General features: G+C 67.9%; 24 protein-coding genes. 9 read left to right on the top strand and 15 right to left on the bottom strand.

All coding sequences use genetic code 11. From position 1 onward, the window contains the following. Positions 1 to 424 precede the first annotated feature (424 nt). The 3 genes from dcp to arfB form a co-directional block, all read right to left on the bottom strand. Complete coding sequence (gene dcp / locus AC06FD_RS11520) at positions 425 to 2,581, bottom strand: peptidyl-dipeptidase Dcp (protein ID WP_478077862.1); 2,157 nt, start codon at positions 2,579 to 2,581, stop codon at positions 425 to 427. A gap of 142 nt (positions 2,582 to 2,723) precedes the next feature. Continuing rightward, the gene (locus AC06FD_RS11525) at positions 2,724 to 3,326 is read right to left on the bottom strand and encodes a lysophospholipid acyltransferase family protein (protein ID WP_310439806.1); all 603 of its coding nucleotides are present in this window, start codon (positions 3,324 to 3,326) and stop codon (positions 2,724 to 2,726) included. Positions 3,327 to 3,330: 4 nt separating this feature from the next. Next, positions 3,331 to 3,762 carry an alternative ribosome rescue aminoacyl-tRNA hydrolase ArfB gene (gene arfB, locus AC06FD_RS11530; RefSeq protein WP_478077863.1) on the bottom strand — a complete coding sequence of 144 codons (432 nt, stop codon included), beginning with the start codon at positions 3,760 to 3,762 and terminating at the stop codon, positions 3,331 to 3,333. Positions 3,763 to 3,901: 139 nt separating this feature from the next. Here arfB and AC06FD_RS11535 point away from each other — a divergent pair, with 139 nt between their 5' ends. Beyond that, on the top strand, positions 3,902 to 4,465 hold the full coding sequence (locus AC06FD_RS11535; RefSeq protein WP_478077864.1) for a DUF2059 domain-containing protein: 564 nt from the start codon (positions 3,902 to 3,904) through the stop codon (positions 4,463 to 4,465). Between the two features lie 66 nt (positions 4,466 to 4,531). Here the strand turns inward: AC06FD_RS11535 and AC06FD_RS11540 are convergent, their stop codons facing one another. Together AC06FD_RS11540 and AC06FD_RS11545 are read right to left on the bottom strand one after the other, a co-directional pair. After that, the gene (locus tag AC06FD_RS11540; protein WP_478077865.1) at positions 4,532 to 5,272 is read right to left on the bottom strand and encodes a pseudouridine synthase; all 741 of its coding nucleotides are present in this window, start codon (positions 5,270 to 5,272) and stop codon (positions 4,532 to 4,534) included. A gap of 46 nt (positions 5,273 to 5,318) precedes the next feature. Further along, the gene (locus AC06FD_RS11545; protein WP_478077866.1) at positions 5,319 to 5,903 is read right to left on the bottom strand and encodes an O-methyltransferase; all 585 of its coding nucleotides are present in this window, start codon (positions 5,901 to 5,903) and stop codon (positions 5,319 to 5,321) included. A gap of 232 nt (positions 5,904 to 6,135) precedes the next feature. Here AC06FD_RS11545 and AC06FD_RS11550 point away from each other — a divergent pair, with 232 nt between their 5' ends. The 4 genes from AC06FD_RS11550 to AC06FD_RS11565 are packed head-to-tail and all read left to right on the top strand — an operon-like array spanning position 6,136 to position 9,274. Continuing rightward, a complete protein-coding gene (locus AC06FD_RS11550; RefSeq protein ID WP_478077867.1) occupies positions 6,136 to 6,747 on the top strand; it encodes a PIG-L deacetylase family protein in 612 nt (203 codons plus the stop codon). After that, complete coding sequence (locus tag AC06FD_RS11555; RefSeq protein WP_478077868.1) at positions 6,747 to 7,886, top strand: glycosyltransferase family 2 protein; 1,140 nt, start codon at positions 6,747 to 6,749, stop codon at positions 7,884 to 7,886. Before AC06FD_RS11550 ends, AC06FD_RS11555 begins: the two co-directional genes overlap by 1 nt. Beyond that, the gene (locus tag AC06FD_RS11560; protein ID WP_478077869.1) at positions 7,873 to 8,481 is read left to right on the top strand and encodes an LbetaH domain-containing protein; all 609 of its coding nucleotides are present in this window, start codon (positions 7,873 to 7,875) and stop codon (positions 8,479 to 8,481) included. Before AC06FD_RS11555 ends, AC06FD_RS11560 begins: the two co-directional genes overlap by 14 nt. Before the next feature lie 4 nt (positions 8,482 to 8,485). Beyond that, complete coding sequence (locus tag AC06FD_RS11565) at positions 8,486 to 9,274, top strand: YaiO family outer membrane beta-barrel protein (protein WP_478077870.1); 789 nt, start codon at positions 8,486 to 8,488, stop codon at positions 9,272 to 9,274. Positions 9,275 to 9,320: 46 nt separating this feature from the next. Here AC06FD_RS11565 and ubiB read toward each other — a convergent pair whose 3' ends face one another. Continuing rightward, a complete protein-coding gene (ubiB, locus tag AC06FD_RS11570) occupies positions 9,321 to 10,979 on the bottom strand; it encodes a ubiquinone biosynthesis regulatory protein kinase UbiB (protein ID WP_259206817.1) in 1,659 nt (552 codons plus the stop codon). After that, positions 10,976 to 11,617, bottom strand: coding sequence for a ubiquinone biosynthesis accessory factor UbiJ (locus AC06FD_RS11575; protein ID WP_394162797.1), 642 nt, complete (start codon positions 11,615 to 11,617; stop codon positions 10,976 to 10,978). The genes ubiB and AC06FD_RS11575 overlap by 4 nt, the downstream gene beginning before the upstream one ends. A 141-nt stretch (positions 11,618 to 11,758) precedes the next feature. Here AC06FD_RS11575 and ddlA point away from each other — a divergent pair, with 141 nt between their 5' ends. Further along, positions 11,759 to 12,859 carry a D-alanine--D-alanine ligase gene (gene ddlA / locus AC06FD_RS11580; protein ID WP_478077871.1) on the top strand — a complete coding sequence of 367 codons (1,101 nt, stop codon included), beginning with the start codon at positions 11,759 to 11,761 and terminating at the stop codon, positions 12,857 to 12,859. A 98-nt stretch (positions 12,860 to 12,957) separates the two neighbouring features. Here ddlA and AC06FD_RS11585 read toward each other — a convergent pair whose 3' ends face one another. The 3 genes from AC06FD_RS11585 to oleC form a co-directional block, all read right to left on the bottom strand. Further along, a complete protein-coding gene (locus AC06FD_RS11585) occupies positions 12,958 to 13,113 on the bottom strand; it encodes a DUF1328 domain-containing protein (RefSeq protein WP_038691201.1) in 156 nt (51 codons plus the stop codon). Positions 13,114 to 13,174: 61 nt separating this feature from the next. Further along, a complete protein-coding gene (oleD, locus tag AC06FD_RS11590) occupies positions 13,175 to 14,185 on the bottom strand; it encodes a 2-alkyl-3-oxoalkanoate reductase (RefSeq protein WP_478077872.1) in 1,011 nt (336 codons plus the stop codon). Continuing rightward, a complete protein-coding gene (gene oleC, locus AC06FD_RS11595; protein WP_478077873.1) occupies positions 14,182 to 15,837 on the bottom strand; it encodes an olefin beta-lactone synthetase in 1,656 nt (551 codons plus the stop codon). Before oleC ends, oleD begins: the two co-directional genes overlap by 4 nt. Positions 15,838 to 15,940: 103 nt before the next feature. Here oleC and AC06FD_RS11600 point away from each other — a divergent pair, with 103 nt between their 5' ends. Beyond that, positions 15,941 to 16,366: a YkgJ family cysteine cluster protein gene (locus AC06FD_RS11600; RefSeq protein WP_259206824.1), complete on the top strand. Its 426-nt coding sequence runs from the start codon at positions 15,941 to 15,943 to the stop codon at positions 16,364 to 16,366. Positions 16,367 to 16,541: 175 nt separating this feature from the next. On the opposite strand, the gene AC06FD_RS11605 is transcribed toward AC06FD_RS11600, so the two are convergent. The 4 genes from AC06FD_RS11605 to AC06FD_RS11620 all read right to left on the bottom strand — a co-directional run bounded on the left by AC06FD_RS11605 (position 16,542) and on the right by AC06FD_RS11620 (position 21,972). Then, a complete protein-coding gene (locus tag AC06FD_RS11605; protein WP_478077874.1) occupies positions 16,542 to 17,432 on the bottom strand; it encodes an alpha/beta fold hydrolase in 891 nt (296 codons plus the stop codon). A 61-nt stretch (positions 17,433 to 17,493) separates the two neighbouring features. Then, a complete protein-coding gene (locus AC06FD_RS11610; RefSeq protein ID WP_259206829.1) occupies positions 17,494 to 18,510 on the bottom strand; it encodes a 3-oxoacyl-ACP synthase III in 1,017 nt (338 codons plus the stop codon). A 113-nt stretch (positions 18,511 to 18,623) separates the two neighbouring features. After that, entirely contained in the window at positions 18,624 to 18,941 is a 318-nt protein-coding gene (locus tag AC06FD_RS11615) for a DUF4156 domain-containing protein (RefSeq protein ID WP_259206831.1), read from the bottom strand. 169 nt (positions 18,942 to 19,110) lie between these two features. Beyond that, positions 19,111 to 21,972 carry a M16 family metallopeptidase gene (locus AC06FD_RS11620; protein WP_449335148.1) on the bottom strand — a complete coding sequence of 954 codons (2,862 nt, stop codon included), beginning with the start codon at positions 21,970 to 21,972 and terminating at the stop codon, positions 19,111 to 19,113. A gap of 404 nt (positions 21,973 to 22,376) precedes the next feature. On the opposite strand from AC06FD_RS11620, the gene AC06FD_RS11625 reads away from it, so the two are divergent. After that, the gene (locus AC06FD_RS11625) at positions 22,377 to 22,844 is read left to right on the top strand and encodes an XAC0231 family protein (protein WP_259206835.1); all 468 of its coding nucleotides are present in this window, start codon (positions 22,377 to 22,379) and stop codon (positions 22,842 to 22,844) included. A 43-nt stretch (positions 22,845 to 22,887) separates the two neighbouring features. Then, positions 22,888 to 23,364, top strand: a complete 477-nt coding sequence (gene trmL, locus AC06FD_RS11630; RefSeq protein WP_259206837.1) for a tRNA (uridine(34)/cytosine(34)/5-carboxymethylaminomethyluridine(34)-2'-O)-methyltransferase TrmL — start codon at positions 22,888 to 22,890, stop codon at positions 23,362 to 23,364. A gap of 68 nt (positions 23,365 to 23,432) precedes the next feature. Here trmL and AC06FD_RS11635 read toward each other — a convergent pair whose 3' ends face one another. Then, complete coding sequence (locus tag AC06FD_RS11635; RefSeq protein ID WP_259206838.1) at positions 23,433 to 24,596, bottom strand: acyl-CoA dehydrogenase family protein; 1,164 nt, start codon at positions 24,594 to 24,596, stop codon at positions 23,433 to 23,435. Between the last annotated feature and the right edge of the window lie 235 nt (positions 24,597 to 24,831).

A 24,831-nucleotide genomic window follows, 5' to 3' on the forward strand; every position in this document is an offset into this window, starting at 1 on the left:
GGGGCCCTCGAGCTCGCGCAAGGCCCCAGCGGAACCGCCACCCCAAAGAAAACGGCAGGATTTCCCCTCCTGTTTTCGTTCTCAGCCTGCCGCCGCCCCTCCCCCTTTATTTCGCCTCCAAGGCGATGAGTGCCCCAGCGCCCGATCCACCGACCAGCGCCAGGAGCCTGGCTTCCACCTTCCCGCAAGCCGAGCCCCGTAGCGGCCGGTAGGCTCCTGGGCAAAATAAAGGAGGAGGCCGCTCTGCGGCCGGGGGACATTTGCACCAGGGGCCTACCGGCCGCTACGGGGCCCTCGAGCTCGCAGAAGACCCCGGCGAAGCCGCCACCCCAAAAAAAACGGCAGGGTTTCCCCTGCCGTTTTCGTTTTCAGCGTGCACCGGTGGAGGCTCCGACTCGCGGTCGGCCCCCCAAGGTTCGCGCGGTTACTTCAGCCCGCGATTGACCAGCAGCGGTTCCACCGACGGATCCTTGCCGCGGAACTCGCGGTACAGATCCGCCAGCTCCACGCTGTTGCCGCGCGAGAGGATCTTGTCGCGGAACACCTGACCGTTCTCCGGCGTCAGGCCGCCATGTTCCTTGAACCACTCGAAGGCATCATGGTCGAGCACTTCGGCCCAGAAGTAGGCGTAGTAACCGGCCGAATAGCCGCCGCCCCAGATGTGGTCGAAGTACGTGGTGCGGTAACGCGGCGGCACCTGCGCCAGGTCCACCTTGAACTTCTTCAACGCAGCCGCCTCAAACGGCGCCACGTCCTGCAGCCGCGCATCGGCCGGCTGGGTGTGCCAGGCCAGGTCCAGCAGCGCCGCCGACAGGTACTCGGTGGTCGCATACCCCTGGTTGAAAGTGCGTGCCTTGAGGATCTTGTCGACCAGTGCCTGCGGCATCGGTTCGCCGGTCTTGTAGTTCTTGGCGTAGTTGGCGAAGACCTTCGGGTCCAGCGCCCAATGCTCGTTGAACTGCGACGGGAACTCCACGAAATCGCGCGAGGTGCTCGTGCCCGCGATCGACGGGTACTTCACCTTGGAGAACATGCCGTGCAGCGCGTGGCCGAACTCATGGAACATCGTGGTCACGTCATCGAAGCTGAGCAGCGCGGGCTGGCCGGCGGCGGGCTTGGTGAAGTTGCACACGTTGTAGACCACCGGCTTGGCACCGGTCAGGCCGTCCTGCTCGACGAACACGTCCATCCAGGCGCCACCGGACTTGCTGTCACGCTTGAAGTAGTCGGTGTAGAACAGCGCCAGCGAGGTGCCGTCCTTGTCGAACACTTCGTAGACCTTCATGTCCGGGTGGTAGGTCGGGATGTCGGTGCGCGGCTTGAACGTGATGCCGTACAGCTGGGTGGCGGCGTAGAAGACGCCGTTCTGCAGCACGTTGTCCATCTCGAAGTACGGCTTGATCTGCGACTCGTCCAGGTCGTACTGCGCCTTGCGCACCTGCTCGGCGTAGAAGTCCCAGTCGGACGCGGCGAGCTTGAAACCGCCCTTCTGTGCGTCGATCACCTTCTGCATTTCGCCGATCTCGCCACGCGCCTTCGCAGTGGCCGCCGGCACGGTGTCGGTCAGCAGCTTGAGCGCGGCGGCCGGGGTCTTGGCCATCTGGTCGGCCAGGCTGTAGGCGGCGTAGTTGTCGAAGCCAAGCAGCTTGGCCTTCTGCGCACGCAGCTGGGCCAGGCGCTGCACGGTCTGCCGGGTGTCGTTGGCATCGCCCTTCTCGGCGCGGGTTTCCGACGCCTTGAGCACCGCGGCGCGCTGGTCGCGGTCGCTCAGCGAAGCCAGCACCGGCTGCTGGGTGGTGTTCTGCAGCGGCAGCACGTACTTGCCGTCCAGCTTGCGGTCCTTGGCGTCGGCGGCGGCGGTGTTGATCGCATCCTCGTCCAGGCCGGCCAGCTTGGCCTTGTCGTCGACCACCACCGCACCGGCGGCCGTGGCAGCGACCAGGCGGGTGTGGAACTGGGTGGCCAGCGTGGTTTCTTCCACGTTGAGCTTGCGCAGCGCGGCCTTGTCGGCATCGTTGAGCTGCGCGCCGGCGCGCACGAATTCCTGGTAGTCACGCTCGACCAGGCGCAGCTGCACCGGGTCCAGGCCCAGCGACTGGCGCTGGTCGTACACACTCTTGATGCGGGCAAACAGCTTCGGATCGAGGTTGATCTCGTCCTGGTGGTCGGCCAGCTTCGGCGCGACCTCTTCCTGGATCTTCTGGCGCGCATCGTTGGTATCGGCCTGTACCAGGCCGAAGAAGATGCGCGACACGCGGGTCAGGGTCTCGCCGCTGCGCTCGAGCGCTTCGATGGTGTTGTCGAAGGTGGCCGGCTCGGGGTTGTCGGCGATCTTGCGGACTTCGGCCAGGTGCTGCTTCATGCCTTCATTGAAGGCCGGCAGGTAGTCACTGTCCTTGATCTTGTCGAACGGCGGTGCCTGGAACGGCAGCGTGCTGGCGCTCAACAGGGGGTTGGTGGAGGCATCGGCCGGCTGCTGCGCGGCGGGGGTCTGGGTGTCGGACACGGGGGTGGACTCCTTGCCGGAACAGGCCGCCAGCGCCAGGCTGATGGCAGCGGCCAAAACTACGGTACGCGACATGAAACAGGCTCCTTGGAATGGGATGCGGCTGCGGAAAACCGCAGCCGATCACCCTACTCCGATTGCCCGCAGGCGGCATGTGCCGGACGTGGCGCATGGCTGTGCGGGCCCCGGCGCCAGCGCGGGCGGGGCCTGGCCCGGCTCACACGGTGCCGCGGTTCTTGCCCTGCCACGGCCGGTAGTAGGCGCGGATGGCGGCCATGTCGGCGGCATCATCGCCACTGGAGTGGAACAGCGGGCCGATCCCGATGGTTTTCTCCGGGTAGTGGAAGTACGCCGCCAGCACCGGCACGTCGGCCATCCGCGCGATCTTCAGGAAGCCGGCCTTCCAGTGGGTGACCGCCTTGCGGGTACCCTCGGGGGTGATGGCATACCACATGCGCTCGGAATTGCGGATCAGGCTGACCGCCTGTTCCACGGTGCCCTGCGGCGAACTGCGGTCCAGCGGGATCACCCCCAGCGCGCGCAGCAACGGCGACAGCGGCCACCAGAACAGCGAGGCCTTGCCCAGCACCTTGACCTGCATGCCCAGCGCGATCTTGGCCGCCATGCCCCAGAACCCGTCCCAGTTGGACGAATGCGGGGCAACGATGAACACCAGTTTGGGCACGTCCGGGAAGGTGCCCACCACCTTCCAGCCGCCCAGGCGCAGGGTGCAGCGGGCCAGCCAGCGCAGGAAACGGTTGGGTTTGACCTGCGGCATGTTGGGCGGCACGGCCGGCAGCAGCGGACTTCGGTTGTTCAAGCAATCACTCCCAATTGCGTGTGGTGCGTCCGCGCTTGATCTGCGCGCGGCCCTTTTTCTCGTCCAGGCGACGCATCTTCGCCCCATACGATGGCCGCGTGGCCACGCGCGGCTTGGGCACGCTGAGACTTTCCTGGATGAAGGCGGCCAGGCGCTCGCGGGCGTCGTCGCGGTTGCGGTCCTGGGTGCGGAACCGCTGGGCGTCGATCACCAGCACGCCGTCGCCGGTCATGCGCCGGTCGCGCCGGGCCAGCAGGCGCGAGCGCAGCGGCTCGGGCAGCGACGGCGAGCCGGCCACGTCGAACCGCAGCTCCACGGCGGTGGACACCTTGTTCACGTTCTGGCCGCCGGCACCGCTGGCGCGCACGAAGCGTTCGACCAGTTCCGCATCGGGAATGGACAGGTGTGCGCTGATGGTGACGGGTCCGAGAGCCATGGGCGGCATTGTAAAGGCAGGACCGCTGTCGAGGGTGAGCGCAAGATCCCCGATGACGCCGATAACGTCCGTCATATGCGGTCCGATGACGTCTTCGCGGGTATCCTCATGCTTCCATGCAACGCAGGATGCCCCGCACATGCTTTCGATTCGTCCCCTGGCCCGGCTCGGCCTGATCCTCGCCCTCGGCCTGGCCGCCGCCGCGCCCGCACTGGCCACGCCGCCCTCCGATGCCGACGTCAACCGGTTGTTGGCCGCCTCGCGTGCGCAGAGCCTGCTGGACGGCATGCTGCCGCAGCTGGAAGCGATGCAGCGCCAGCAGTTCGAACAGATTGCCCAGCGCCGACCGCTGGATGCCGGCCAGATCGAGCAGCTCAAGCGGATGGAGCAACGCACCAACGCCACCATCCGCAAGGCGCTGTCGTGGCAGGAGCTGCGGCCGATGTATGTGGACCTCTACAAGAAGAGCTTCAGCAAGGAAGACGTGCTGGCAATGGCCGAGTTCTACGAGAGTGCGGCCGGGCAGAGCCTGCTCGACAAGACCCCGGTGCTGATGCAGAACGTCATGGTGGCCATCCGCCAACGGATGGACCCGCTGTTGGCTGATCTGGAAAAGGACATGAAGGCGATCGTGAATGAACGGTCGCTCCCGGCCAACAACGGGAACCCGCCGGTGGTCGACGTGCCCGAACCGCGCAGGTAAGAGCACTCTCGGCGGGCCGCGCAGCTTTTCAGCCGACCAACGGTCGGCTCTACGGGGTCGGCGCGGTCACACCACGTCCCAGCCGAACAGATCCATCGCCTTGCGGAACTCGCCGTCCACCGGCGCGCTGACGTCCATCGTGGTGCCGTCCGGGTGCGGAAAGCGCAGCCGCTCGGCGTGCAGCAGCATGCGGTGGATGCCCTGCATGCGGAAACTGCGGTTGTGGCGGCCATCGCCGTGGCTGGTGTCGCCGATGAGGTGGTGGGACAGGTGCTTGAGGTGGCGGCGGATCTGGCGGAAGCGGCCGGTCTGCGGCTGGCAGCGCAGCAGCGCGTAGCGCGAGGTTTCGAACTCGCCCACCGGGACGGCGATCTCGCCCACGGCCACGCGCTGGAAATGGGTGATGGCCTGCTTCTTCACCGGCTTGCCGGGGCCGCCATCGAGGTCATGGTCGACGGTGAAGATTTCTTCGGCCGGCCAGCCACGGCAGATCGCCAGGTAGTCCTTGGTCACGTCGCCGCCCATCAGCGCCTTGCCCAGCACGCTGGCGCTGTCGCGATCGAAGGCCAGCAGCAGGCAGCCGCTGGTGGCGCGGTCGAGCCGGTGTACCAGGAAGATCGGCTTGCCGAGCTGGTCGCGCAGGCGATCGGCGAGGAAGTCGTCTTCGCCACGCGCCAGCTTGCTGTCATGGACCATCAGCCCGGCGGGCTTGTTGACCACGGCCAGGCGGTCGTCCACGTGCAGCAACTGCAGGGGGGCCACGGCGGGCGCGGGAAGGGTTGCGGTGTCGGTATCGATGTCGTTCACCGACCGATTATCCCCGCCCGCCGCAGGCAGCGCCATCAAGCGCGATTCAGGCGACGTCGCGCACCGCGATCAGTTCGCCGTTGCCGATCGGCACCCGCACACAATGGAATTGCGGATCGCCGCGCACCTGCGCCTCGAAGGCAGCCATCTGGTCGGCATGCGAAACAGCGTTGTCGACCACCAGCAGGCCACCGGGACGCAGCACGCGACGCAGGTCCGGCCACCAGCCCAGGTACTGGCTGCGTTCGGAATCCAGGAACAGCAGGTCGATACTGGCCTCGGCCGCAGCGCGCAGCCACGCACCGGCATCGATGTGGACCAGCTCGATCTGCGCAGCCAGGCCGCTGCGCGCGAAGGTGTCCCTCGCCAGGGCGATCTTGTCGGCGGCGTACTCCAGCGTGGTGACCTGCCCGCCGATGGCAGCGCATGCTTCGGCCAGCCACAGCGTGGAATAGCCGTTGGAGGTGCCGATCTCCAGCACCCGCCGCGCGCCGGTGGCGCGCACCAGCACACCGAGCAACTCGCCGGTGTCCGGGGTGATGTTGAGCATGCGCTGGGCGCGCTCGGGGTGGGTGGCGTCGTTGTCGGCGCCGAAGCGGGCCAGCGATTCCTTAAGCGATTGCAGCGACATTGACAACTCCGGCAAGGGCCGCAGTGACGCATTCTGCCGCGTCATCGCAGCGGGGTACAACCGCAGTAGGCAGGGCTCGACGTTCCCTGAACTGCATCATACCGTCTGCATGGGATTGACTGCATTCCACGCCACTGCGCGGCAATTTTCGTAATTGTTGCAGAGGAATGCGTCGACGACACTGTCATATTCCGCGCCCTTCAACGGCATCCTGGCCGTTAACGGCATCGGAATGGCACTGGACATACTCGCTATCGGGGCGCATCCCGATGACATCGAACTGGGGTGTGGCGGCAGCTTGGCCAAGCTTGCCCATCATGGCGCCCGCGTCCATGCACTGACCCTCAGCACCGGCGACAAAGGGCTGCGCGACGGCATGGACCGGACCCGCGAATCCGCGTCCGCGCTGTGCCACCTCGGCGTGGCCGGCGTGCTGCAGATGGACTTCCCCGACACACGCTTCCCAGACGCACGCAACGAACTCGTTGCACGGCTGGAAGGTGTCTGTGCCCGGCTGCGCCCGGATCGGGTCTACACGATGTCGCGCGATGACCGCCACCAGGATCACCGTGCCGTGTACGAGGCCTCGATCGTGGCCTGCCGCAGCGTGCCCCAGATCCTGTGCTACGAGACGCCCAGTACGCTGCCGGAGTTCCTGCCGCAGGTATTCGAGGACATCTCCGAACAGCTGGACCTGAAGATCCAGGCGCTGCGCATCCATGCCAGCCAGCGCGACCGCTTCTACATGCAGGAGGGCCACGTGCGTTGCCACGCGCAGTTCCGTGGTCAGCAGATCGGCATCGGGCCCAGCGAGGGATTCATTCCCTACCGGATGGTGCTGTGATGAAGACGCTGCTGTTCCTGGCCATGTGCGCGTGCATCGTCGGCCACCTGCTGCATCGCCTGCGGCGACGTCCGAGTGCGGCACGCGGCTGCGTGGATGTGCTGGTGCCGGCCTTCAACGAAGGGCCCTGCCTGGAGCGATCCCTGACCGACCTGCTGCGAAATCCGTACGTGGCACGGGTCATCTGCATCAACGACGGCTCCACCGATGACACCGCCGAGGTGCTGGAGCGGATGCAGGACCGGTGGGACGGGCGCCTGGTGGCGGTGCACCAGGCCAATACCGGCAAGGGTGGCGCGCTCATGCATGGGCTGCAGTACGTGAACACCGCCGAAGTCTTCCTGACAGATGCCGACACCCGCATCGATGCTGGCAGCGACGGCCTGGGCTACATGCTGGCCGAGATCCACGGCGGTGCCGACGCCGTCGGGGGCATTCCCTCGTCCTGCCTGCGCGGGGCGGGCTTCCTGCCGCATGTACGGGCAAGCCTGAAGCTGCCGATGATCGTGATCAAGCGTAGCTTCCAGCAGTTGCTGGGCGGCGCACCCTTCATCATTTCCGGGTCGTGCGGCATGTTCCGCACCGAGGTGCTGCGCGCGGTCGGCTTCTCCGACCGCACCAAGGTCGAAGACCTGGACATGTCCTGGTCGCTGGTGGCCAGGGGTTACCGACTGCGCCAGTGCAATCGCTGCTTCGTCTACCCGCAGGAGTGCAACACGCTCACCGAAGAATGGCGGCGGTGGCGACGATGGATCGTCGGCTACGCGGTGTGCATGCGCCTGCATCGGCGCCTGCTGCTCACCCGCTTCGGCATTTTCAGCATTCTGCCCATGGTGCTGCTGGCCGCGGTCGGCCTGCTCGCGTCGCTGGGCACGTGGCTCGGCGCGGTACAGCAGCATGGCGTGACAGGGGTGGTGCTGGCGCTGCTGCCCTGGATGTGGATCGCGATCACCACCGTGCTCGGCGGCATCAGCGCCATCCACCACCGCAACGCCTGGCTGGTGCCGGCTGCGGCGTTCTCCATCCTGTACGTCGTGCTGGCCTACGCCATCTGGCTGGTGCACGGCTTCAAGGGCCTGCTGACCGGCCGTGAACCCGACCGTGACAAACCTACCCGGCATGCCCATGTGGTGGAGTGAACTGCAGGCGCAGGCCGCGGCGATGGCCACGATGACGCCCCGCATCGACCCCGCCGCGGACATTTCGCCCCAGGCTACCTTGCGCGGTGCGGTGCAGGTGGGCGCCGGCAGCCGGGTCTGCGATGGGGCAACCCTGGAGGGGCCGGTGCGGATCGGCCGCGACTGCCTGATCGGCAACAACGCCCTGATCCGCGGGCCGTGCGTGATCGGCGACCGCTCCCGCATCGGCTTTGCCACCGAGATCAAGAACGCCGTGCTGGGCCAGGACGTCAGCGTCGGGCCGCAGTGCTTCGTGGCGGACAGCCGCGTGGACGATGGCGCCTATCTGGGCGCCCTGGTCCGCACCAGCAACCACCGCCTGGACGCCACCACCGTAAGCGTGATGCGCCACGGTGAACTGCGTGACACCGGTCTGAGCAAGCTGGGCGCCTGGATCGGCGCCGGCGCCGCGCTGGGCGTGGCCGTGATCATCCTGCCGGGGCGCGTGATCGCCCCCGGCACCGAACTCGGCCCGCGCATCACCGTCGAGAAAAACCTGCCTGCCGGGCGCTATCGCCTGGTGCAGCAGTTGCAATGCCACCCACCCCTGGAGTAATTCAATGCGTTCAATCACCCGAGGCGCGCTGTCGTGTGCGCTGATGCTGGCGGCTGCGTCCAGCGCCTATGCCGCCGTGGAAACCGCGTCCGTGCAGTTCGACCATACCGACTACCGCGAGGGCTACGGCAAGCGCGATGTGTCTGGGGTGGAGGCGACCGGACGCGCCGGCACCAGCAGCTGGCACGTTGGCCTGGCCCATGGCGAGCGCGATTACGGCGGGGCCCGCTACGGCGGCACGCGCCTGTCCGGCTCGCTGCACCACACCTGGAGCGATGCCTTCTCCACCCGCACCTCGGTGATGTACTCCGATGACAACCCGGTGTTCGTCAACCGCGAAATCGCCCAGGAACTGCATCTGAAGGTCATTCCCAACACCGTACTCAGCGCCGGCGGCAAATACGCCGAGTACCACGGCAGTGCGTACGTGTCGGCATGGTCGGTGGGTGCGGCGTACTACTTCCCGCGGGTGACCGCCTCCTACCGCTACAGCAAGCACCATCTCTCGCATGGTCCCGGCGGGGACGGCAGCACGCTGTCATTGCGCCTGAAGGATGTACAGGGCAAGGGCTCCAGCCAACTGTGGGTGGGTACCGGTACCTCGGCCTACTCGGCCGAACTGGACCCGCTGCTGGTGCGCGAGCACGAGTCCACCCGCGTGTTCCTGCGCCGCAACCAGCCGCTGGGCGAGCACCTGATGCTGAACGTCGGGCTCGGAAAGACCTGGCACAAGACCCGCGTGGACCGCTTCACCAGCCTCACCTCACACCTCGGCCTGGGCTACCACTGGTAAACCGATACCGCCGCGGCGCCGTCTGGCGCCGTGGCAGTCGCGCCGGTCAGCGGCGCCACCAGGCGCTGGCCAGCGAGAACAGGCCGGCCACGCCGCTCACCCAGCTCCACACCGGCGCATCACCGAAATACCAGCCGCCCGGCTGCATGCCGTACAGCACCGCCGCGACAATCAGCAGGCCGACGCCGGCGATCGCCGCCACCGCGCGCTTCTGCAGTTTCTGCAGGTTGGTATTGAGCGCGACCAGGTCCTGCGAGCGCATCGACAGCTCGTGCCCGCCATCCACCTGCTGCTTCAGCCAGGCGTGCACCAGGCGCGGCATGTCCGGGGTGTGGGTCATGATTTCCGGCAGCCGCTTGCGCAGCTCCTTCAGCACCCGGCGCGGGCTGTAGCGCTCGCGCAGGATGCGCTCGAGCACCGGCCGCGCCACCGCCCAGATGTCCAGTTCCGGATCGAGCTGGCGGCCCACGCCTTCGATGTTGAGCAGGGTCTTCTGCAGCAGGATCAGCTGCGGCTGCAGGGTCAGCTCGTAGCGCTGGGCCACGCGGAACAGCTTGATCAGCACTTCGGCCAGCGAAATCTGCGACAGCGGCCGGGTGAAGTAGGGCTCGCACACCGAACGCGCCGCCGCTTCCAGCTCGTCGATGCGCACGTTGTTGGGCATCCAGCCGGCCTCGACATGGAGCTCGGCCATGCGCCGGTAGTCCTTGTTGAAGATGGCCATGAAATTCTCGGCCAGGTAGTACTGATCTTCCTGCGAGAGCTGGCCCATGATGCCGAAGTCCAGCGCGATGAAGCGCGGGTTGTCGCGGCGCGCCGGATCGATATCGACCCAGATGTTGCCGGCGTGCGCATCGGCGTGGAAGAAGTTGTCGCGGAACACCTGGGTGTAGAACACCCGCACGCCCTTGGCGGCCAGCGCCTTGCGATCGATGCCGGCCTTGTCCAGCGCAGCGATGTCGTCGGACGGAATGCCCCACACCCGCTCCAGGGTCAGCGCGCGTTCGGCGGTGTGGCTCCAGATCACTTCCGGCACATACAGATCGTCAGAATCGACCCAGTTGCGGCGCAGTACGCTGGCATTGGCGCCTTCGCGCTGCAGGTCCAGCTCGGCGGCGAGGGTGTTCTCGACCTCGGCCACCACTTCGCGCGGGCGGATCTTGTCGGCGCGCGGATGGGCGCGCTCGACCAGCGCGGCGGCCGAGGTGAGCAGCGCGATGTCGGCGTCGATCTGCCGTTCGATGTCCGGGCGCAGCACCTTGACCACTACCTGGCGGCCGTCGGCCAGCGTGGCCGCATGCACCTGGGCGATCGAGGCCGAGGCCAGCGGCTGCAGGTCGAAGCTGGCGAACGCCTCGCTGACCGGGCGGCCGAGCGCCTGCTCGACGATGCGCTGGGCGGTCGCGCCGTCGAACGGCTTGACCCGGTCCTGCAGCAGGGTGAGTTCATTGGCCACGTCGGCCGGGATCAGGTCGCGGCGGGTGGACAGGATCTGCCCGAACTTGACGAAGATCGGGCCGAGGTCCTGCAGCGCCAGACGCAGCCGGGCGCCGCGCGACTGCGCGGCGATATCGGCCGAGGCGCGTGGCACGAACGGCTTGGCCAGGCGCAGCCAGCGCTCGAGCGGGGTGCCCTGCAGCAGGTCGTCCAGGCGGTAGCGCAGGATCACGCGGCCGATGCGGGTGGCGCGGAACATCGCCTTCATGCGCGCACCTGGCGCAGGCGCTGCACGCGCGCGGCGATGCGTTCCACATCGTCGCGCATCACGTCCACGTCGTCGTGGAAGGCTTCCAGTTCTGCTCGCGGTACCACGTCGCGCGACTCCTCGGTGACATATTCGGCGGCGCTGTGCGCCAGGTCGGACGCGCCGCGGCGCGCATGCTGCAGGGCCGAGCGCAGGCTGTTGGCGACCTGCACCCCCAGCACCTCGCCGAACACGCGCACGAACGGCTGCTGCCAGTCCGGATCGAAACGGGTGGCCAACTGCTGCAGGCGCCGGGCCAGCTCGGCATCGCCGGAGACCTTGACCCGCCCGGCCGGCGCATCGCCGCCGCGGCGGGCGTTGGCCAGGAACGGCAACTGCGCCAGTACCCCGCCCAGCGTGCTGCGTACGGCCAGGTCCGGCTCCTGCTGCGGGTCGACCGGGCCCACGGTCAGCCGCTCGCCGTCCACCCCGATCCGCATCGCCAGCGCGGGCGATTCCAGGGTCAGGGCGATGTGGCGGCCATCCAGCGCGCCCAGCGCGGCGCGGGTGTCCGGGTCCAGTGCCAGCGCGCGGTTGAGCGCCAGTTGCAGCGCATTGCCGGCCAGCGGCTTGAGGGAACTGAGGAGGGAACGGGCCATCGCTGCATTCTACTCGGCCCATGGCAGCGGCGGACCCAGAGCGCGCGTCGAGGCTGACGCGATCATGAAGGCCGGTTGCGCCGCCGGCCGCTGACCGGTTCATGCTATGCGGCCCACATCAGGCGCAGGAGCGGCAACAGCATGGGCAAGACCCGGGTAGGCATCATCTTCGGTGGCCGTTCGGCCGAGCATGAGGTTTCGCTGCAGTCGGCGAAGAACATCGTGGACGCCTTGGACACGACACGCTTCGACGTGACCCTGATCGGCATCGACAAGCAGGGCCAATGGCATGTCAGCGACCCGCAGGCGTTCCTGCTGCACGCCGAGGATCCGGCCCGGATCGCGCTGAACCCCTCGGGCAACGCCTTGGCCGTGCGCCCCGGGCTGGAGCACCAGCAACTGGTGCCCACCGACCCGGCCACGGCACTGGAACAGATCGACGTGGTGTTCCCGATCGTGCACGGCACGCTGGGTGAGGACGGTTCCCTGCAGGGCCTGCTGCGCATGGCCAACCTGCCCTTCGTCGGCTCCAGCGTGCTCGGCTCGGCGGTGGCGATGGACAAGGACGTGGCCAAGCGCCTGCTGCGCGACGCCGGCCTGGCCGTGGCGCCGTTCGCCTGCTTCAACCGGGCCAGCGCGGCCGACGCCGACTACGCCGCGCTGGTGGCGCAACTGGGCTCGCCGCTGTTCGTCAAACCGGCCAACCAGGGCTCGTCGGTGGGCGTGAGCAAGGTGCACGACGCGCGGGAATTCCACGAGGCCCTCGCGCTGGCACTGTCCTACGACCACAAGGCGCTGGTGGAAACGGCGATCGAGGGACGCGAGATCGAATGCGCCGTCCTCGGCAACGAGCACCCCGAAGCCAGCGTGTGCGGCGAGGTGGTGGTGCACGACGCGTTCTATTCCTACGCCACCAAGTACATCAGCGAGACCGGCGCCGACGTGGTGGTGCCGGCGGCCATCAGCGACGCCGACCAGCAGCGCATCCGCGACATCGCCGTGCGGGCCTACCAGGCGCTGGACTGCGCCGGGCTGGCGCGGGTGGATGTGTTCCTCGGCCGCGACGGTGAGGTGGTGATCAACGAGATCAACACCCTGCCCGGCTTCACCCGGATCAGCATGTACCCCAAGTTGTGGGCCGCCAGCGGCCTGAGCTACACCGCGCTGATCACCCGGCTGCTGGAACTGGCCCTGCAGCGGCATGCGCGCGAACGCGCATTGCGCAGCTCGATCATGGCCTGATACGACGACGGCCCGACGCGCTTTCGCACGCCAGGCCGTCGCAAGGCACTGCCTGGGCAACCCGCGCTGGAGAGAGGTAGCGCGGGTTGCCCGGCAGACTAACCTCGCTTGCGGAACATCGACACCACCGCCAGGATCAGGAAGACCACGAACAGGATCCAGGCGATGTTGCTGGCGGCACCGGCGATGCCGGAGAAACCAAGCACCGCCGCGATGATGGCGATGACGAAAAAGATAACGGCGTAATGCAGCATGTCGATCCTCGCGTAATGCGTGCCGGATTGGCGTGCTGCCATGGTGGCCAGAAGCCGGTGTTCAGGAAGTGACGGCATCCTGTGCATGCGATGAAGACTTCAGCCTCGTGAGGCCTTCGTCAATGCTGACCTGCGGCACGTAGCCGAAGTCCCGACGCGCCGGCTCCATGCTGTACCAGTGCGGGGTGCACAGCTGTTCGGCGAGGAAGCGGGTCATCGGCGGCTCGCCACGCAGGCGCAGCAGCGGCCAGAGGCGCTCGGCCACCGCACCGACGCGGTAGGCGGTCTTGAAGCTGATCGACCGGTGCACCGCCGGTGCGCCCACCGCGGCCAGCAGCTTGTTGAGCAGCTCGCGCATCGGCAGCGGTTCGCCGTTGGAGATGAAGTACGCCTTGCCCGCGCATGCCGCGCCCGGGGCGAGGTGCTCGAAGGCCAGGAAATGCGCCAGCGCGGCGTTGTCGATGTAGGTGGTGTCGACCAGGTTGCTGCCGTCGCCGACGAAGCGCAGCCGGCCGGCACGCGCGCGTTCGGCCAGGCGCGGGACCAGTTGCTGGTCGCCCGGCCCCCAGATCAACCGCGGGCGCAGCGCCACGGTGGCGAGGCGGGCGTCGTTGGCGGCCAGCACGCGCTGCTCGGCGATGGTCTTGGTGGCCGCATACGGGGCCTGGAAGTTTTCGCCATACGGCACCTCGTCCGCGCCGAGGCCTTCCACCGGATGGGTGGCGCGATGGGTCACGCTGGGCGTGGAGGTGTAGACCAGCCTGCCTACGCCATGCGCGCGGCAGGCGGCGATGACGTTGTCGGTGCCGACCACGTTGGCCTGGTGATAGCTCTCGTAGCTGCCCCACGCACCGGCCTTGGCCCCGTTGTGGAACACCGCATCGACACCGGCCACCGCGTGGCGCACGGCATCGGCGTCGGCCAGGTCGCCACGGATCTGGCCCACGCCGAGCGCGGCCAGAGGCGGGTAGTCGCCGCGGTTGAAGCTGAGCACCTGGTGGCCACGCTGCACCAGCCCACGGCACAACGCCTGCCCGAGGAAGCCACCACCGCCAGTCACCAGGATCTTCATGCGCGCGTGTCCACTTGGGTTGCGGCCCAGACGGCCAGCTTTTCGCGGCCGATCTTGGCGTTGTGGCGGATATCCACCGGGAAGGAGGGATGCATCAGGAACTGCATGATGCGGGAGGTGTGCGGGTGGGTGTCGGCTTCGCGGCGCAGGCGTTCGCGCAGTGCCGGGGTATCGCTGCAGCCGGGCTGCAGCTCCACGCACAGCACCGGTCGCTGCTGGCCGGCCGCGCCGACACCCACCAGCGCGGTGCGGGCGATGCCCTCGAGCGCATTGAACACGGGCTCCACCTGCTCGGTGTACATCGGCCCATGCGCCGTTTGCAGGCGCTGGGTCTTGCGCCCGCAGAACCACAACCGGCCCTGCGCGTCGAAGTAGCCCACATCGCCCATGCGGTGCACCACGCGCGTGCTGCCGTCGGCCAGCACCTCGTGGACCTTGGCCGCGGCGGTGGCCTGTGGGCGGTTGAAGTAGCTGTCGGTGGCGGTCGGGCCGGCCACGGTGATTTCCCCGACCTCGCCGGTGGCCAGTTCGCGCACCTGCGACCAGTCGGCCAGCGGCGCGTCATCGATGGCGATGATGCGCACCTGGTTGGGCGCCACCACGCGGCCCACGCAGGTCCCGGCGCCGGCCTCGGTGGCCTGGCGGGTGCTCTCCAGCTCGCGGCCCTCGATCACCGCCACCGGCAGGCACTCGGTGGCCCCGTAGGGCGTCCAGAACTCAGCATCGGCCGGCAACAGGCGGCGGATCCGGGCGACCACGTCCGGCGGCACCGGCGCACCGGCCGAGGTCACCCGGCGCACGCCGGCCAGCGGCTGGCCATGGTCGGCCAGCACCCGCATCAGCGCCGGCGAGCCGAACAGCTGGGTGATGCCGAAGCGGGCGATCGCATCGTGCAGCTTGCGCGGATCGGCCTTGGCCGGGCGCGTGGGGTCCATGTCCGGGATCACCGAGGTCAGCCCCAGCGCCGGGTCGAACAGCGCGAACGGCGGGAAGGTGGGCAGGTCCACGCCACCGGGTTCCATGCCGAAGGCCGCACGCAGCAGCTCGACCTGGCCCACGAAGTGGCGGTGGCGGTAGACCACTCCCTTGGGCACGCCGGTGGAGCCGCTGGTGAACAGGATCGCGGCGACGTCCTCGCCATCGGTGGCGGCCATCGGCTGCGGCGTGCGCGCGCCCTCGGCCTCGACCCGGGCCAGCGTGGTGCCGCCCCAGCCCCAGCGCCGGCCCACCGTGACCAGGGTCTTTACCCCCGGGCACCAGCGCAGCACCAGCCGCGCCACGTGGGCCAGGCCGATGCCGATGAAGGCCTGCGGCTGCGCCTCGTCCAGGCACTGTTTGAGTGCGCGCTTGTCGATGCCGGGGTCGACCAGCACCGGCACCGCGCCGTTCTTGAACAGCGCGAACATCAGCAGGAAGAACTCCGGCGAGGGCCGCACCATCACCACCGCGCGCACCCCGCGGCCGATGCCGTGGGCAGCCAGGCCGGCGGCCATGGCGTCGCTGCGCGCGTTGAGGGTGCGGTAATCCAGGGTCACGTCATAGGCGGCCATGCCGCCCGCACCGGGCTTTCCGGGGCAGCGGATGGCGATCTGGTCGGGGCGCTCACGGGCCAGCTCGGGCAGGCGCGCGGCAATGTTGGTGGCGGCGTTCATCCGTTCATTGTCGCCGCTGCAGAAAAATCTTGCGCGGGCGGCCACGGCATGGAAAATTCGCGGCCTTCCCTCCTGCTCGATTGCCGCCCAAGGCCGGTCCCCCATGTCCCATCCCTGCCTCACCTGCGGCGCCTGCTGCACCCAGTACCGTGTGGCGTTCCACTGGATGGAATCGGACGAGGTCACCCCCGGCGGCGTGCCGCACGAACTGACCCAGGTGCTGGACCCGCACCGCCTGTGCATGCGCGGCACCCTGTCCAAGCCGGTCTACTGCGTGGCGCTGGATGCCGAGATCGGAGTGTATTCGCGCTGCAGCATCCATCCCAACCGGCCCAGCGTGTGCCGCGAGGTGGATGCATCGTGGGAATACGGCAAGGCCAGCCCGCAGTGCGACAAGGCGCGCGTGGCGCACGGCATGCCGGCGCTCACCCTGGCCGATTGGGGCTGGCGGGACGAGGCGGGCAATGACGACGACCATCCCGATGACAACGGCAATTCGCCAGCCCCGCAGGCGCCGATCGCGGCGTGAAAGTGCGCGTCCGGGGGTTGATGGCCCGGCGCGAAGGGCAGCCGACCAACGGTCGGCTCTACGGGTGGGGGTCCCGACCCGATCAAATGTCAGTGCCCTGTGACCGGCTTCGATCCGACCCAACGTCCTACCCACCGGTTGCTGGGTAGGTGACGACCGTTGGTCGTCACCCCGGTCAAATCGGGTTTGCGTCCAAAAACGCGCGGATCTTCGGCACCAGCACCTCGTGCTTGTCTTCCAGCACGTAGTGCCCGGCATCCTCGAAGGCATGCACCTCGGCCTGCGGCAGCGCGGCCTGGAAGCCGGCCAGGAAGTGATGGTCGAACACGAAGTCGCGCAGGCCCCAGCCAATGAAGGCCGGGCGGTCGGCGTAGGTGGCCAGCGTCTGGCCCGAACGCTCCAGCAGCGACCACGCCTTGTCGGCCGGCGACAGCGGGATGTCCTGCATGAAGCGGATGGTGCTGATGCGGTTGGCGTAGCTGTTGTACGGCGACACGTAAGCGCGGCGCACATCGGCCGGCATCTTCCGTTCCACGCCCAGCCACGAGGCACCGGCGGAGAAGGCGTTGAAGGTGCGGATGATCCACTCGCCGATCTTCCAGTGACGGCCCAGCGCGATCTGCCACGGCATTTTCTTGGCGGCCGGCATCGGGAACGCCGCCGTATTGAGCACCACCAGGCGCTTGACCTGCGCGTGGTGCGACAGCGCCCAGCCAAAGCCGATCATGCCGCCCCAGTCGTGCACGGCCAGGGTCACCGGGCCGGTGATGCCCAGGTGCGCGAGCAGCGCGTCCAGGTCGTCCACGCGGGACTGCAGCGTGTAGTCGTAGTGCGCGTCATCGGGCTTGTCCGACAGGCCCATGCCGATGTGGTCGGGCACGATGCAGCGGTATTTGTCCGACAGCCCGGCCACCAGCGTGCGCCAGTAATAGCTCCACGACGGGTTGCCGTGGACCATCACCACCACCTCGCCATCGCGCGGGCCTTCGTCCAGATAGTTCATCGACAGGCCGGGGCGCACCTCGAAGCGGTGCGGATGAGCGGGGTAACCGGGAAGCTGGGGCATGCAATCGCACCTGTAAAAAGGGCCGGTAGTACCGGCCCTTGGATTCAACGTACTGGTCTGCTTACCAGACCACTTCAGCCATCGAGCAGTTCAGGCCCGAGCCGATGCCGAGCAGCGCGATGCGATCGCCCTTCTTCAGGCGGCCCAACTCCTTGAGCTTGCTCAGCACGATCGGCACCGAGGCCGGGCCGATGTTGCCGTGCTCGCCGAAGATGGTCATGACCTTCTTCGGGTCGATGCCGAAGTTCTTGATGAACGCGGCGGTGTGCGGCTGGCTGACCTGGTGGATGACGAACTGGTCCAGCTCGTCCACCGCCCAGCCCAGCGCTTCGCGCGCGGCGACGAAGGTCTTCTGGGCCAGCTTGATGCCTTCGATCAGCAGCATGCGGGTATCGGTGACCATGCGGTCCAGGTTGCCCCGGCACAGCTGGTTCCACTCGGTGGCCGAACGGGTCACGCCACCGCGGTAACGCGGCGCGTCGGGCACCAGTTCGGTCCGCGCCATGACCATGGCGGCGGCACCGCAACCCAGGGTCAGCGCGGCCATCTCGTTGCGGAAGTCATCGGCGGTCACGCCCGGCAGGGCCATGCGCTCGAGGGTCTTCTCGTAGACCAGGTTGGCGGTTTCGCCATCGACGATCAGCGCGTAGTCGATCTCACCGCGCTCGAGCATGCGCGCGGCGATGTCCATGCCGTTGATGAAGGCCAGGCAGGCATTGGCGACGTCGAAGGTCATGCACTCATCGCCCACGCCCAGGTTGCCCGAGACGATACTGGCGGTGGACGGTTCCAGGTAGTCGCGGCTGACCGAGGTATTGACCAGCAGGCCGATCTTGTCGGCGCCGATGCCGGCGTCTTCCAGTGCCTTGCGCCCGGCCAGGGTGGCGGCGTCGGAGGCGAGCATGTCCGCATCCCACAGGCGGCGGGCATGGATGCCGGCGATATCGCCGAGCACGTCGGTACGGATGCCCAGACGATCCAGCGTCGGCTGCAGACGTTCGTTGATTTCCTTGGACGTCAGCGTGTGCGGCGCGTCGATGTGCGCCAGGCCGGCGATAGAGACATTCTTGAAGAGCATCAGTTAGCGCCAAGGCTCAGGCAAAGGGGGCGCTATTGTAAGCCGGCGCTGCCTTCACCGCACCTTTACGAATTCACGCTCGGGCGTATGGTCGGTCCGGGCGCCTGAAGGGTTCAGCGCGGCGGGCACTGGAAGGCCAGGAAACGCTGGCTGCCATCGGCCGGCTGGCCTGCGGCCTGGACGGCATTGGCCCCGGCGCTGGGCGCTTCGTTGCGCGCCAGGGTTTCCAGCTCTTCCTGCACGCGCAGGGGGTTGCGGTTGTAGAAGGCGACCTTGCTCTTGACCGTCACCACCACCTCGCCCTTGGTCTGGCAGCCGCTCGGCACCTGGCCGGCGGGCAACACGCGTACGGTCTTGCCGGTCGGTTCGATCGGCACCCAGGTGCAGGCAGTGGCGCTGAGGGTAAGCAGGGAAAGCAGGAGAAGGCGCATGCGTTGGACCTGGCTGGGTAACAGAGGGGGAGTGTGCGGACAACAGCTGAATCGCGGGTGATGGGTGCCGGGCAGTGTGCCCGGCACCGTTCCATCGACGGCTCGGCGCCGATGCGGGGCTGCGGCCGGCACCCTCCCGGGATCGGGTGGCGCCGGCCAGCAGCGGGCCTTACCGGGCGGCGGGGGACGGCGCCACCGGCTTGCCATCGGCGTCGATCACGTGGACCTCGCCCAGGTTCAGCGCGCGGACTTCCTTCTCGGTCTGCTTCAGGTCACCCACCACCACCCAGGTAAGGGTCTTCGGGTCCAGCGTGGCCGCGGCCTGCTGCACCTGCTCCGGGGTCATCGCCTCGATCTCGGCCTTGCGCTTGAACACGTAGTCGTCCGGGCGCTGGTAACGCACGATGCCGCTGATGGTGCCCAGCACGGCGCTGGCGGTTTCATAGGCGCCGGGCAGGCTCAGCGTCTGGATGTTGCGGATGCGCGCCACTTCGGCCGCGGTCGCCGGCTTGGCCCCGCTGGCGAACTCGCTGATCTCCTTCTGCATTTCCTGCATCGACTCGGCGGTCTTGTCGATCTGCACCGGCGCGCGGGCGCCCCACGGGCGCTGGCCCAGGGTGTTGCTGGCACTGCTGCCGGCACCGTAGGACCAGTGCTTCTGCTCACGCAGGTTCATGTTCAGGCGCGAGGTGAAGTCGCCGCCGAGCACGCCGTTGGCGATATCGAAGCGGGTGCTGCCCGGGTCCATCGCCGAGGGCACCACCTGGCTGGCGAACAGGTTGGCCTGCACCGCACCCGGCTGGTCGATCAGGTACACGCGGGTGTGGGTCGGGCGGGCCACGTCGACCGGGGCCTTGACCTGCGGTGCGGTGCCCTGGCCCTTCCAGTCACCGAACTGGCGCTCCAGCAGCGGCACGATGTCCTTCAGGGTGGTGTCGCCGACCACGATCAGGGTGCCCTGTTCGGGGCGCAGCGCATCGCGGTGGAAGGCCACCAGGTCCTCGCGGGTGAGCGACTGGATATCCGCTTCGTTGCCGCTGCCGGTGAACGGAATGGCATACGGATGGCCGGCGCCGTACAGCAGGGTCGGCATGACCCGCATCGCCGCGGCGCTGGGGTTGACCTTTTCCTGCTGGATGCCGGCGATCCAGGTCGCCTTGACCCGGTCAATCTCGGCCTGGTCGAAGCGCGGCTGGCGCAGCATGTCGGCATACAGGGCCAGCGACGGCGCCAGGTTTTCCTTCAAGGCGGACAGGTAGACGCTGGCACTGTCCAGCGAGGCCGAGGCGCCCAGGGTGGCGCCGAGCGCGTCGGCGGCATTGGCGAACGGCAGCGCGCCGAGCTTGCCGGCGCCCTCGCCCATCAGGTCCATGGTGAAGTTGGCGGTGCCCTGCTTGCGGCCCTGGTCGGCGGTGAAGCCGCCCGGGAACTCATAGCTGAACTGCACCACCGGGATGTCGTGGCGCTCGGCCAGGATCACCTTGGTGCCGTTCTTCAGCGTCGCGCGGTGCAGCTGCGGGAACTTCAGTTCGGGGAAGCTCTTGGTCTGCGGCACCCCGGTGCTGCGATCCACCTGGCTGGGCAGGGTGGTGTACCTGGCGTCCACGGCCGGCACGGTGAACGGCTTGGGCGAGGCCGACGGCAGCTCGGGCAGCGCCACGCGGGCGCCCGGCTCGACCACGATGGTGTGGTCGCCCACGCCCAGCCACTTGGCCCCCACCGCACGCACGTCGGCGGCGCTGGCCGCATCGATGGTGGCCAGCGATTTGCGGAAGCAGCCCGGGTCGCCTTCGAACACGGTGCACTCGGCCAGCGCGTCGGCCTTGCCGCCGAAACCGCCGATGCGCTCGATGCCGCGGATGAAGCCGGCGCGGAAGGCGGTCTTGCCACGGCTCAGTTCGTCGGCGGTCGGGCCGTCCTTGGCCAGGCGCTTGATCTCTTCATCGATGATCGCCTCGACCTTGGCCGGGTCCACGCCCTGCTTCACCGTGGCCATCACCACGAAGTTGGAGCCCAGCTGCGAGCTGTAGGCGCCGGCGCTGATGTTGTCCACCAGCTTGTCCTGGTGCAGCAGGCGCTGGTCCAGGCGCGAGGACTTGGCGCCGCCGAGGACCTGGGCGAACAGCTGCAGCTGGTCGATGTCGGTGGTGCCGACCTCGGCCACGTTCCAGGCGCGGTAGATGCGCGCCTGCGGCACCTTGTCGGTCATCACTTCACGCGTGCTCTTCTCACGCTTGGCCACGTCCACCTTGGGCTGGGCCATGCTCGGGCCGGCCGGGATGTCGCCGAAGTAGCGGGCGACCTTCTCCTTGGCGGTGGCCACGTCGATGTCGCCGGCCAGCACCAGCACCGCGTTGTTGGGGCCATACCAGGTGCGGAACCAGGTCTTGACGTCCTCCAGCGAGGCGGCGTTGAGATCGTTCATCGAGCCGATCACGCCGTGGTGGTACGGGTGGCCTTCCGGGTACATCGCGCGGGTCAGCTTGTCCCACACCTGGCCATAGGGCTGGTTCTCGCCCTGGCGCTTTTCGTTCTGGACCACGCCGCGCTGCTCGTCGAGCGCGGCCTGGTCGATCGCGCCGACCAGGTGGCCCATGCGGTCGGACTCCATCCACAGCGCCATGTCCAGCGCGGTGGTCGGCACGTTCTCGAAGTAGTTGGTGCGGTCGGTATTGGTGGTGCCGTTCTGGCCGGTCACGCCGACCTGCTTGAAGGGCTCGAAATACTCGCCGTTGTGGTTTTCGCTGCCCTGGAACATCAGGTGTTCGAACAGGTGCGCGAACCCGGTGCGGCCAGCGGGCTCGTCCTTGCTGCCGACGTGGTACCAGACGTTGACCGCCACGATCGGCGCCTTGCGATCGGTATGCACGACCACGCGCAGCCCGTTGGGAAGGGTGAACTGCTCGAACGGAATGTCGACCTTGGCCGGCGTGGCGGGCTTGGCCAGCACCGGGGACGGCACCACGCTGCCCAGGGCGGCGGAAAGCGCTACAGCCAGCAGCGCGGCACGCGGTCGAAGATGAACGGTCATTCCGGTTCCTTGGTCATGAAAGTGAAGGCCGATGCTATCGCGTGGCGAGGGCCTGCGGCATCCGCCAACAGTCACTGCCTGGATCGGGGAACTTCCAACGTCCGGCCCTTTGTGATGGGCCGCCCCAAGCCCGCCAGAAGACCAGCACCCGGACACCCTGACGGTCTGCGCGGACACGTGTCCGGACAGCGGACACCGCCCCATCCATGGAAAATCCTTTCAAATCAACGCATTAAAGTTGGCACGGCACCTGCTTGGTATTGGCCGGGGCACGTTCGCGAACAGAATGAAACTGACTGGACGCTGAACAAAAGAAAGAAAAAGCAAATTGTTCTTGCAAGCCCAGAATCGGTGTACTACCTTACTACCACACCACTGCCCACCAACACTAAACAGGCCCCGCCATGAACACCAAGACCCTCGCCATTGCCATTGCCCTCGCCGCCGGCACCGCGTTTGCTTCGAACGTGCAGGCCGCCTCCATCGTCACCTTGGACACCGTGCAGGTTCGCCCCTCGGCCGACCAGATCGCCCAGGCCGAAGTCGAGCGCAGCAGCGCCATCCCGACCCTGGCCCTGGTCGAAGTCCGGCCGACTGCCGGCCTGATCGCCGACTACCGCGCCGAACTGGCCGGCAGCCGCCGCGTCACCACGCTGGCCGCCGTCGAAGTGCGCCCGACCGCCGAGCAGTACCAGGCCCTGGCCGCCGAGCAGGTGACCCACCGCGATTACGTGGCCACCCTGACCGCCGCCGCCACCGCCGTCGCCCGCGACGTGATCGTCAACCTGCCGGCCCTGCAGGTGCGTCCGTCGGCTGCCGACCTGCAGGCCCTGGCGCTCGACACCGCTGCCCAGGTGCTGGTCCGCCCGTAACCGGTTGCTGCGGTAACGCGCAGCAGCCGCGTAAACTGCGGCGATGACCGCGCCCACGTTCCACGTCATCCTGTTCCAACCCGAAATCCCGCCGAACACCGGCAATGTGATCCGCCTCTGCGCCAACACCGGCGCGCGGCTGCATTTGATCGAGCCGCTCGGTTTCGACCTGAGCGACAAGCAGCTCAAGCGCGCCGGCCTCGACTATCACGAATACGCTCGACTGCAGGTGCATCCCGACCTGGACACCGCCCTGCAGGCCATCGCACCCAAGCGTCTGTTCGCCCTCAGTACCCGCGGTAGCGTGCGTTACGACACCCAGCAGTTCGACGACGGCGATGCCTTCCTGTTCGGCCCGGAAACCCGCGGCCTGCCCCAGGACCTGCTCGACGCCTTGCCCGACGGCCGACGCCTGCGCCTGCCGATGCAGCCGGACAACCGCAGCCTCAACCTGTCCAACACGGTGGCCGTGGTGATGTACGAGGCATGGCGCCAGAACGGTTTCGCCGGCGGGGCCTGAGCACGCGTACCGACCCGCGGTCGGTACCTGCCGGAGTGCGTAGCCCCTGGCCGATGCTCAGGAGGCCTTCAAAACGCGTTGATCCCGGTCAGCTCGCGCCCGATCACCAGCTGGTGCACGGTCTCGGTGCCTTCATAGGTGATCACCGATTCCAGGTTCAAGGCGTGCCGGATCGCCATGTGCTCGGTGGTGATGCCGGCGCCACCGAGCAGGTCGCGGCATTCGCGCGCGATGTCGATGGCCATGCGGCAGTTGTTCCACTTGGCCAAGCTGACCTGCTGCGGCTGCAACTGCCCGGCATCCTTCAACCGGCCCAGCTGCAGCGCCAGCAACTGCGCGGTGGTGATCCGCCGCGCCATGTCGGCCAGCTTGATCTGCGCGCTCTGCGTGGCCGCCACCGGGCGACCGAACAGCACCCGTTCCTTGGTGTAGTTCAACGCTTCGTCCAGGCAGGCCACCGCCGCACCGATCGGGCCCCAACTGATGCCATAGCGGGCCTGGTTCAAGCAGCCCAGCGGCCCCTTCAGGCCCTGCACGTTGGGCAGGCGGTTGCGCTCGGGCACGCGCACGTTGTCGAAGAACAGCGCGCCGGTCAGCGATGCCCGCAGGCTCATCTTGTGCTTGATTTCCTGGGTGGTGAAGCCGGGCATGCCTTTTTCCAGCACGAACCCCTGGATGCCGTCCTCGGTGTGCGCCCAGACGATGGCGATGTCGGCCACCGGGCCGCTGGTGATCCACATCTTGCTGCCGTTGACCACCCAGTCGCCGCCGTCGCGCACCGCGCGGGTCTTCATTGCCGCCGGGTCCGAGCCACCATGCGCTTCGGTCAGGCCGAAGCAGCCGATCACCTTGCCGGCAGCCATGTCCGGCAGCCAGCGCGTGCGCTGCTCCTCGCTGCCGTAGGCGAAGATCGGGTACATGCACAGCGAGCTCTGCACCGACACGAAACTGCGCAGGCCCGAATCGCCGCGTTCCAGCTCCTGGCAGATCAGGCCGTAGCTGACCGCGTTGAGCCCGCCACCGCCGTACTGCTCGGGCAGGCTGGAGCCGAGCAGACCGAGGGCGGCGATTTCCGGGATCAACTCGTCCGGAAAGCGGCCCTGGTCGAACGCATCGCCGATGATCGGCAGCACGCGTGCGTCGGTGAAGCGCGCCACCGTGTCCTGCACGGCACGCTCCTCATCGGTGAGCAGGGAGCGGACATCAAACAGGTCGTACGGATTCAGTGACATGGCTACCCGGGCGTGAAGGCGATCAAACAGGCCGCCATTGTGGGCGCTGCACCGTGTCCGGCCAAGGCACGCCGCAGCACGGTCGAGGTGGCGACGCGACCGCAGATGCCGCCGGCCCGCACAGGTAGCGCCACGCCATGCGTGGCTGGCAGACACCAGCAACGCCAAAAGCCGCAGCAGCCACGCATGGCGTGGCGCTACCCGCGCTCGGGTCACGCGCGCATCTGCATTGCTG

The organism is Stenotrophomonas sp. Steno-Z1 (genome assembly GCF_056393175.1).

What these genes read in the sequence shown, in the direction of transcription:
- dcp (WP_478077862.1), bottom strand. Translation starts at nt 2,581, where the DNA reads ATGTCGCGTACCGTAGTTTTGGCCGCTGCCATCAGCCTGGCGCTGGCG.
- arfB (WP_478077863.1), bottom strand. Translation starts at nt 3,762, where the DNA reads ATGGCTCTCGGACCCGTCACCATCAGCGCACACCTGTCCATTCCCGAT.
- AC06FD_RS11535 (WP_478077864.1), top strand. Translation starts at nt 3,902, where the DNA reads ATGCTTTCGATTCGTCCCCTGGCCCGGCTCGGCCTGATCCTCGCCCTC.
- AC06FD_RS11545 (WP_478077866.1), bottom strand. Translation starts at nt 5,903, where the DNA reads ATGTCGCTGCAATCGCTTAAGGAATCGCTGGCCCGCTTCGGCGCCGAC.
- AC06FD_RS11550 (WP_478077867.1), top strand. Translation starts at nt 6,136, where the DNA reads ATGGCACTGGACATACTCGCTATCGGGGCGCATCCCGATGACATCGAA.
- AC06FD_RS11555 (WP_478077868.1), top strand. Translation starts at nt 6,747, where the DNA reads ATGAAGACGCTGCTGTTCCTGGCCATGTGCGCGTGCATCGTCGGCCAC.
- AC06FD_RS11560 (WP_478077869.1), top strand. Translation starts at nt 7,873, where the DNA reads ATGTGGTGGAGTGAACTGCAGGCGCAGGCCGCGGCGATGGCCACGATG.
- AC06FD_RS11565 (WP_478077870.1), top strand. Translation starts at nt 8,486, where the DNA reads ATGCGTTCAATCACCCGAGGCGCGCTGTCGTGTGCGCTGATGCTGGCG.
- ubiB (WP_259206817.1), bottom strand. Translation starts at nt 10,979, where the DNA reads ATGAAGGCGATGTTCCGCGCCACCCGCATCGGCCGCGTGATCCTGCGC.
- AC06FD_RS11575 (WP_394162797.1), bottom strand. Translation starts at nt 11,617, where the DNA reads ATGGCCCGTTCCCTCCTCAGTTCCCTCAAGCCGCTGGCCGGCAATGCG.
- ddlA (WP_478077871.1), top strand. Translation starts at nt 11,759, where the DNA reads ATGGGCAAGACCCGGGTAGGCATCATCTTCGGTGGCCGTTCGGCCGAG.
- AC06FD_RS11585 (WP_038691201.1), bottom strand. Translation starts at nt 13,113, where the DNA reads ATGCTGCATTACGCCGTTATCTTTTTCGTCATCGCCATCATCGCGGCG.
- oleD (WP_478077872.1), bottom strand. Translation starts at nt 14,185, where the DNA reads ATGAAGATCCTGGTGACTGGCGGTGGTGGCTTCCTCGGGCAGGCGTTG.
- oleC (WP_478077873.1), bottom strand. Translation starts at nt 15,837, where the DNA reads ATGAACGCCGCCACCAACATTGCCGCGCGCCTGCCCGAGCTGGCCCGT.
- AC06FD_RS11600 (WP_259206824.1), top strand. Translation starts at nt 15,941, where the DNA reads ATGTCCCATCCCTGCCTCACCTGCGGCGCCTGCTGCACCCAGTACCGT.
- AC06FD_RS11605 (WP_478077874.1), bottom strand. Translation starts at nt 17,432, where the DNA reads ATGCCCCAGCTTCCCGGTTACCCCGCTCATCCGCACCGCTTCGAGGTG.
- AC06FD_RS11610 (WP_259206829.1), bottom strand. Translation starts at nt 18,510, where the DNA reads ATGCTCTTCAAGAATGTCTCTATCGCCGGCCTGGCGCACATCGACGCG.
- AC06FD_RS11615 (WP_259206831.1), bottom strand. Translation starts at nt 18,941, where the DNA reads ATGCGCCTTCTCCTGCTTTCCCTGCTTACCCTCAGCGCCACTGCCTGC.
- AC06FD_RS11620 (WP_449335148.1), bottom strand. Translation starts at nt 21,972, where the DNA reads ATGACCGTTCATCTTCGACCGCGTGCCGCGCTGCTGGCTGTAGCGCTT.
- AC06FD_RS11625 (WP_259206835.1), top strand. Translation starts at nt 22,377, where the DNA reads ATGAACACCAAGACCCTCGCCATTGCCATTGCCCTCGCCGCCGGCACC.
- trmL (WP_259206837.1), top strand. Translation starts at nt 22,888, where the DNA reads ATGACCGCGCCCACGTTCCACGTCATCCTGTTCCAACCCGAAATCCCG.
- AC06FD_RS11635 (WP_259206838.1), bottom strand. Translation starts at nt 24,596, where the DNA reads ATGTCACTGAATCCGTACGACCTGTTTGATGTCCGCTCCCTGCTCACC.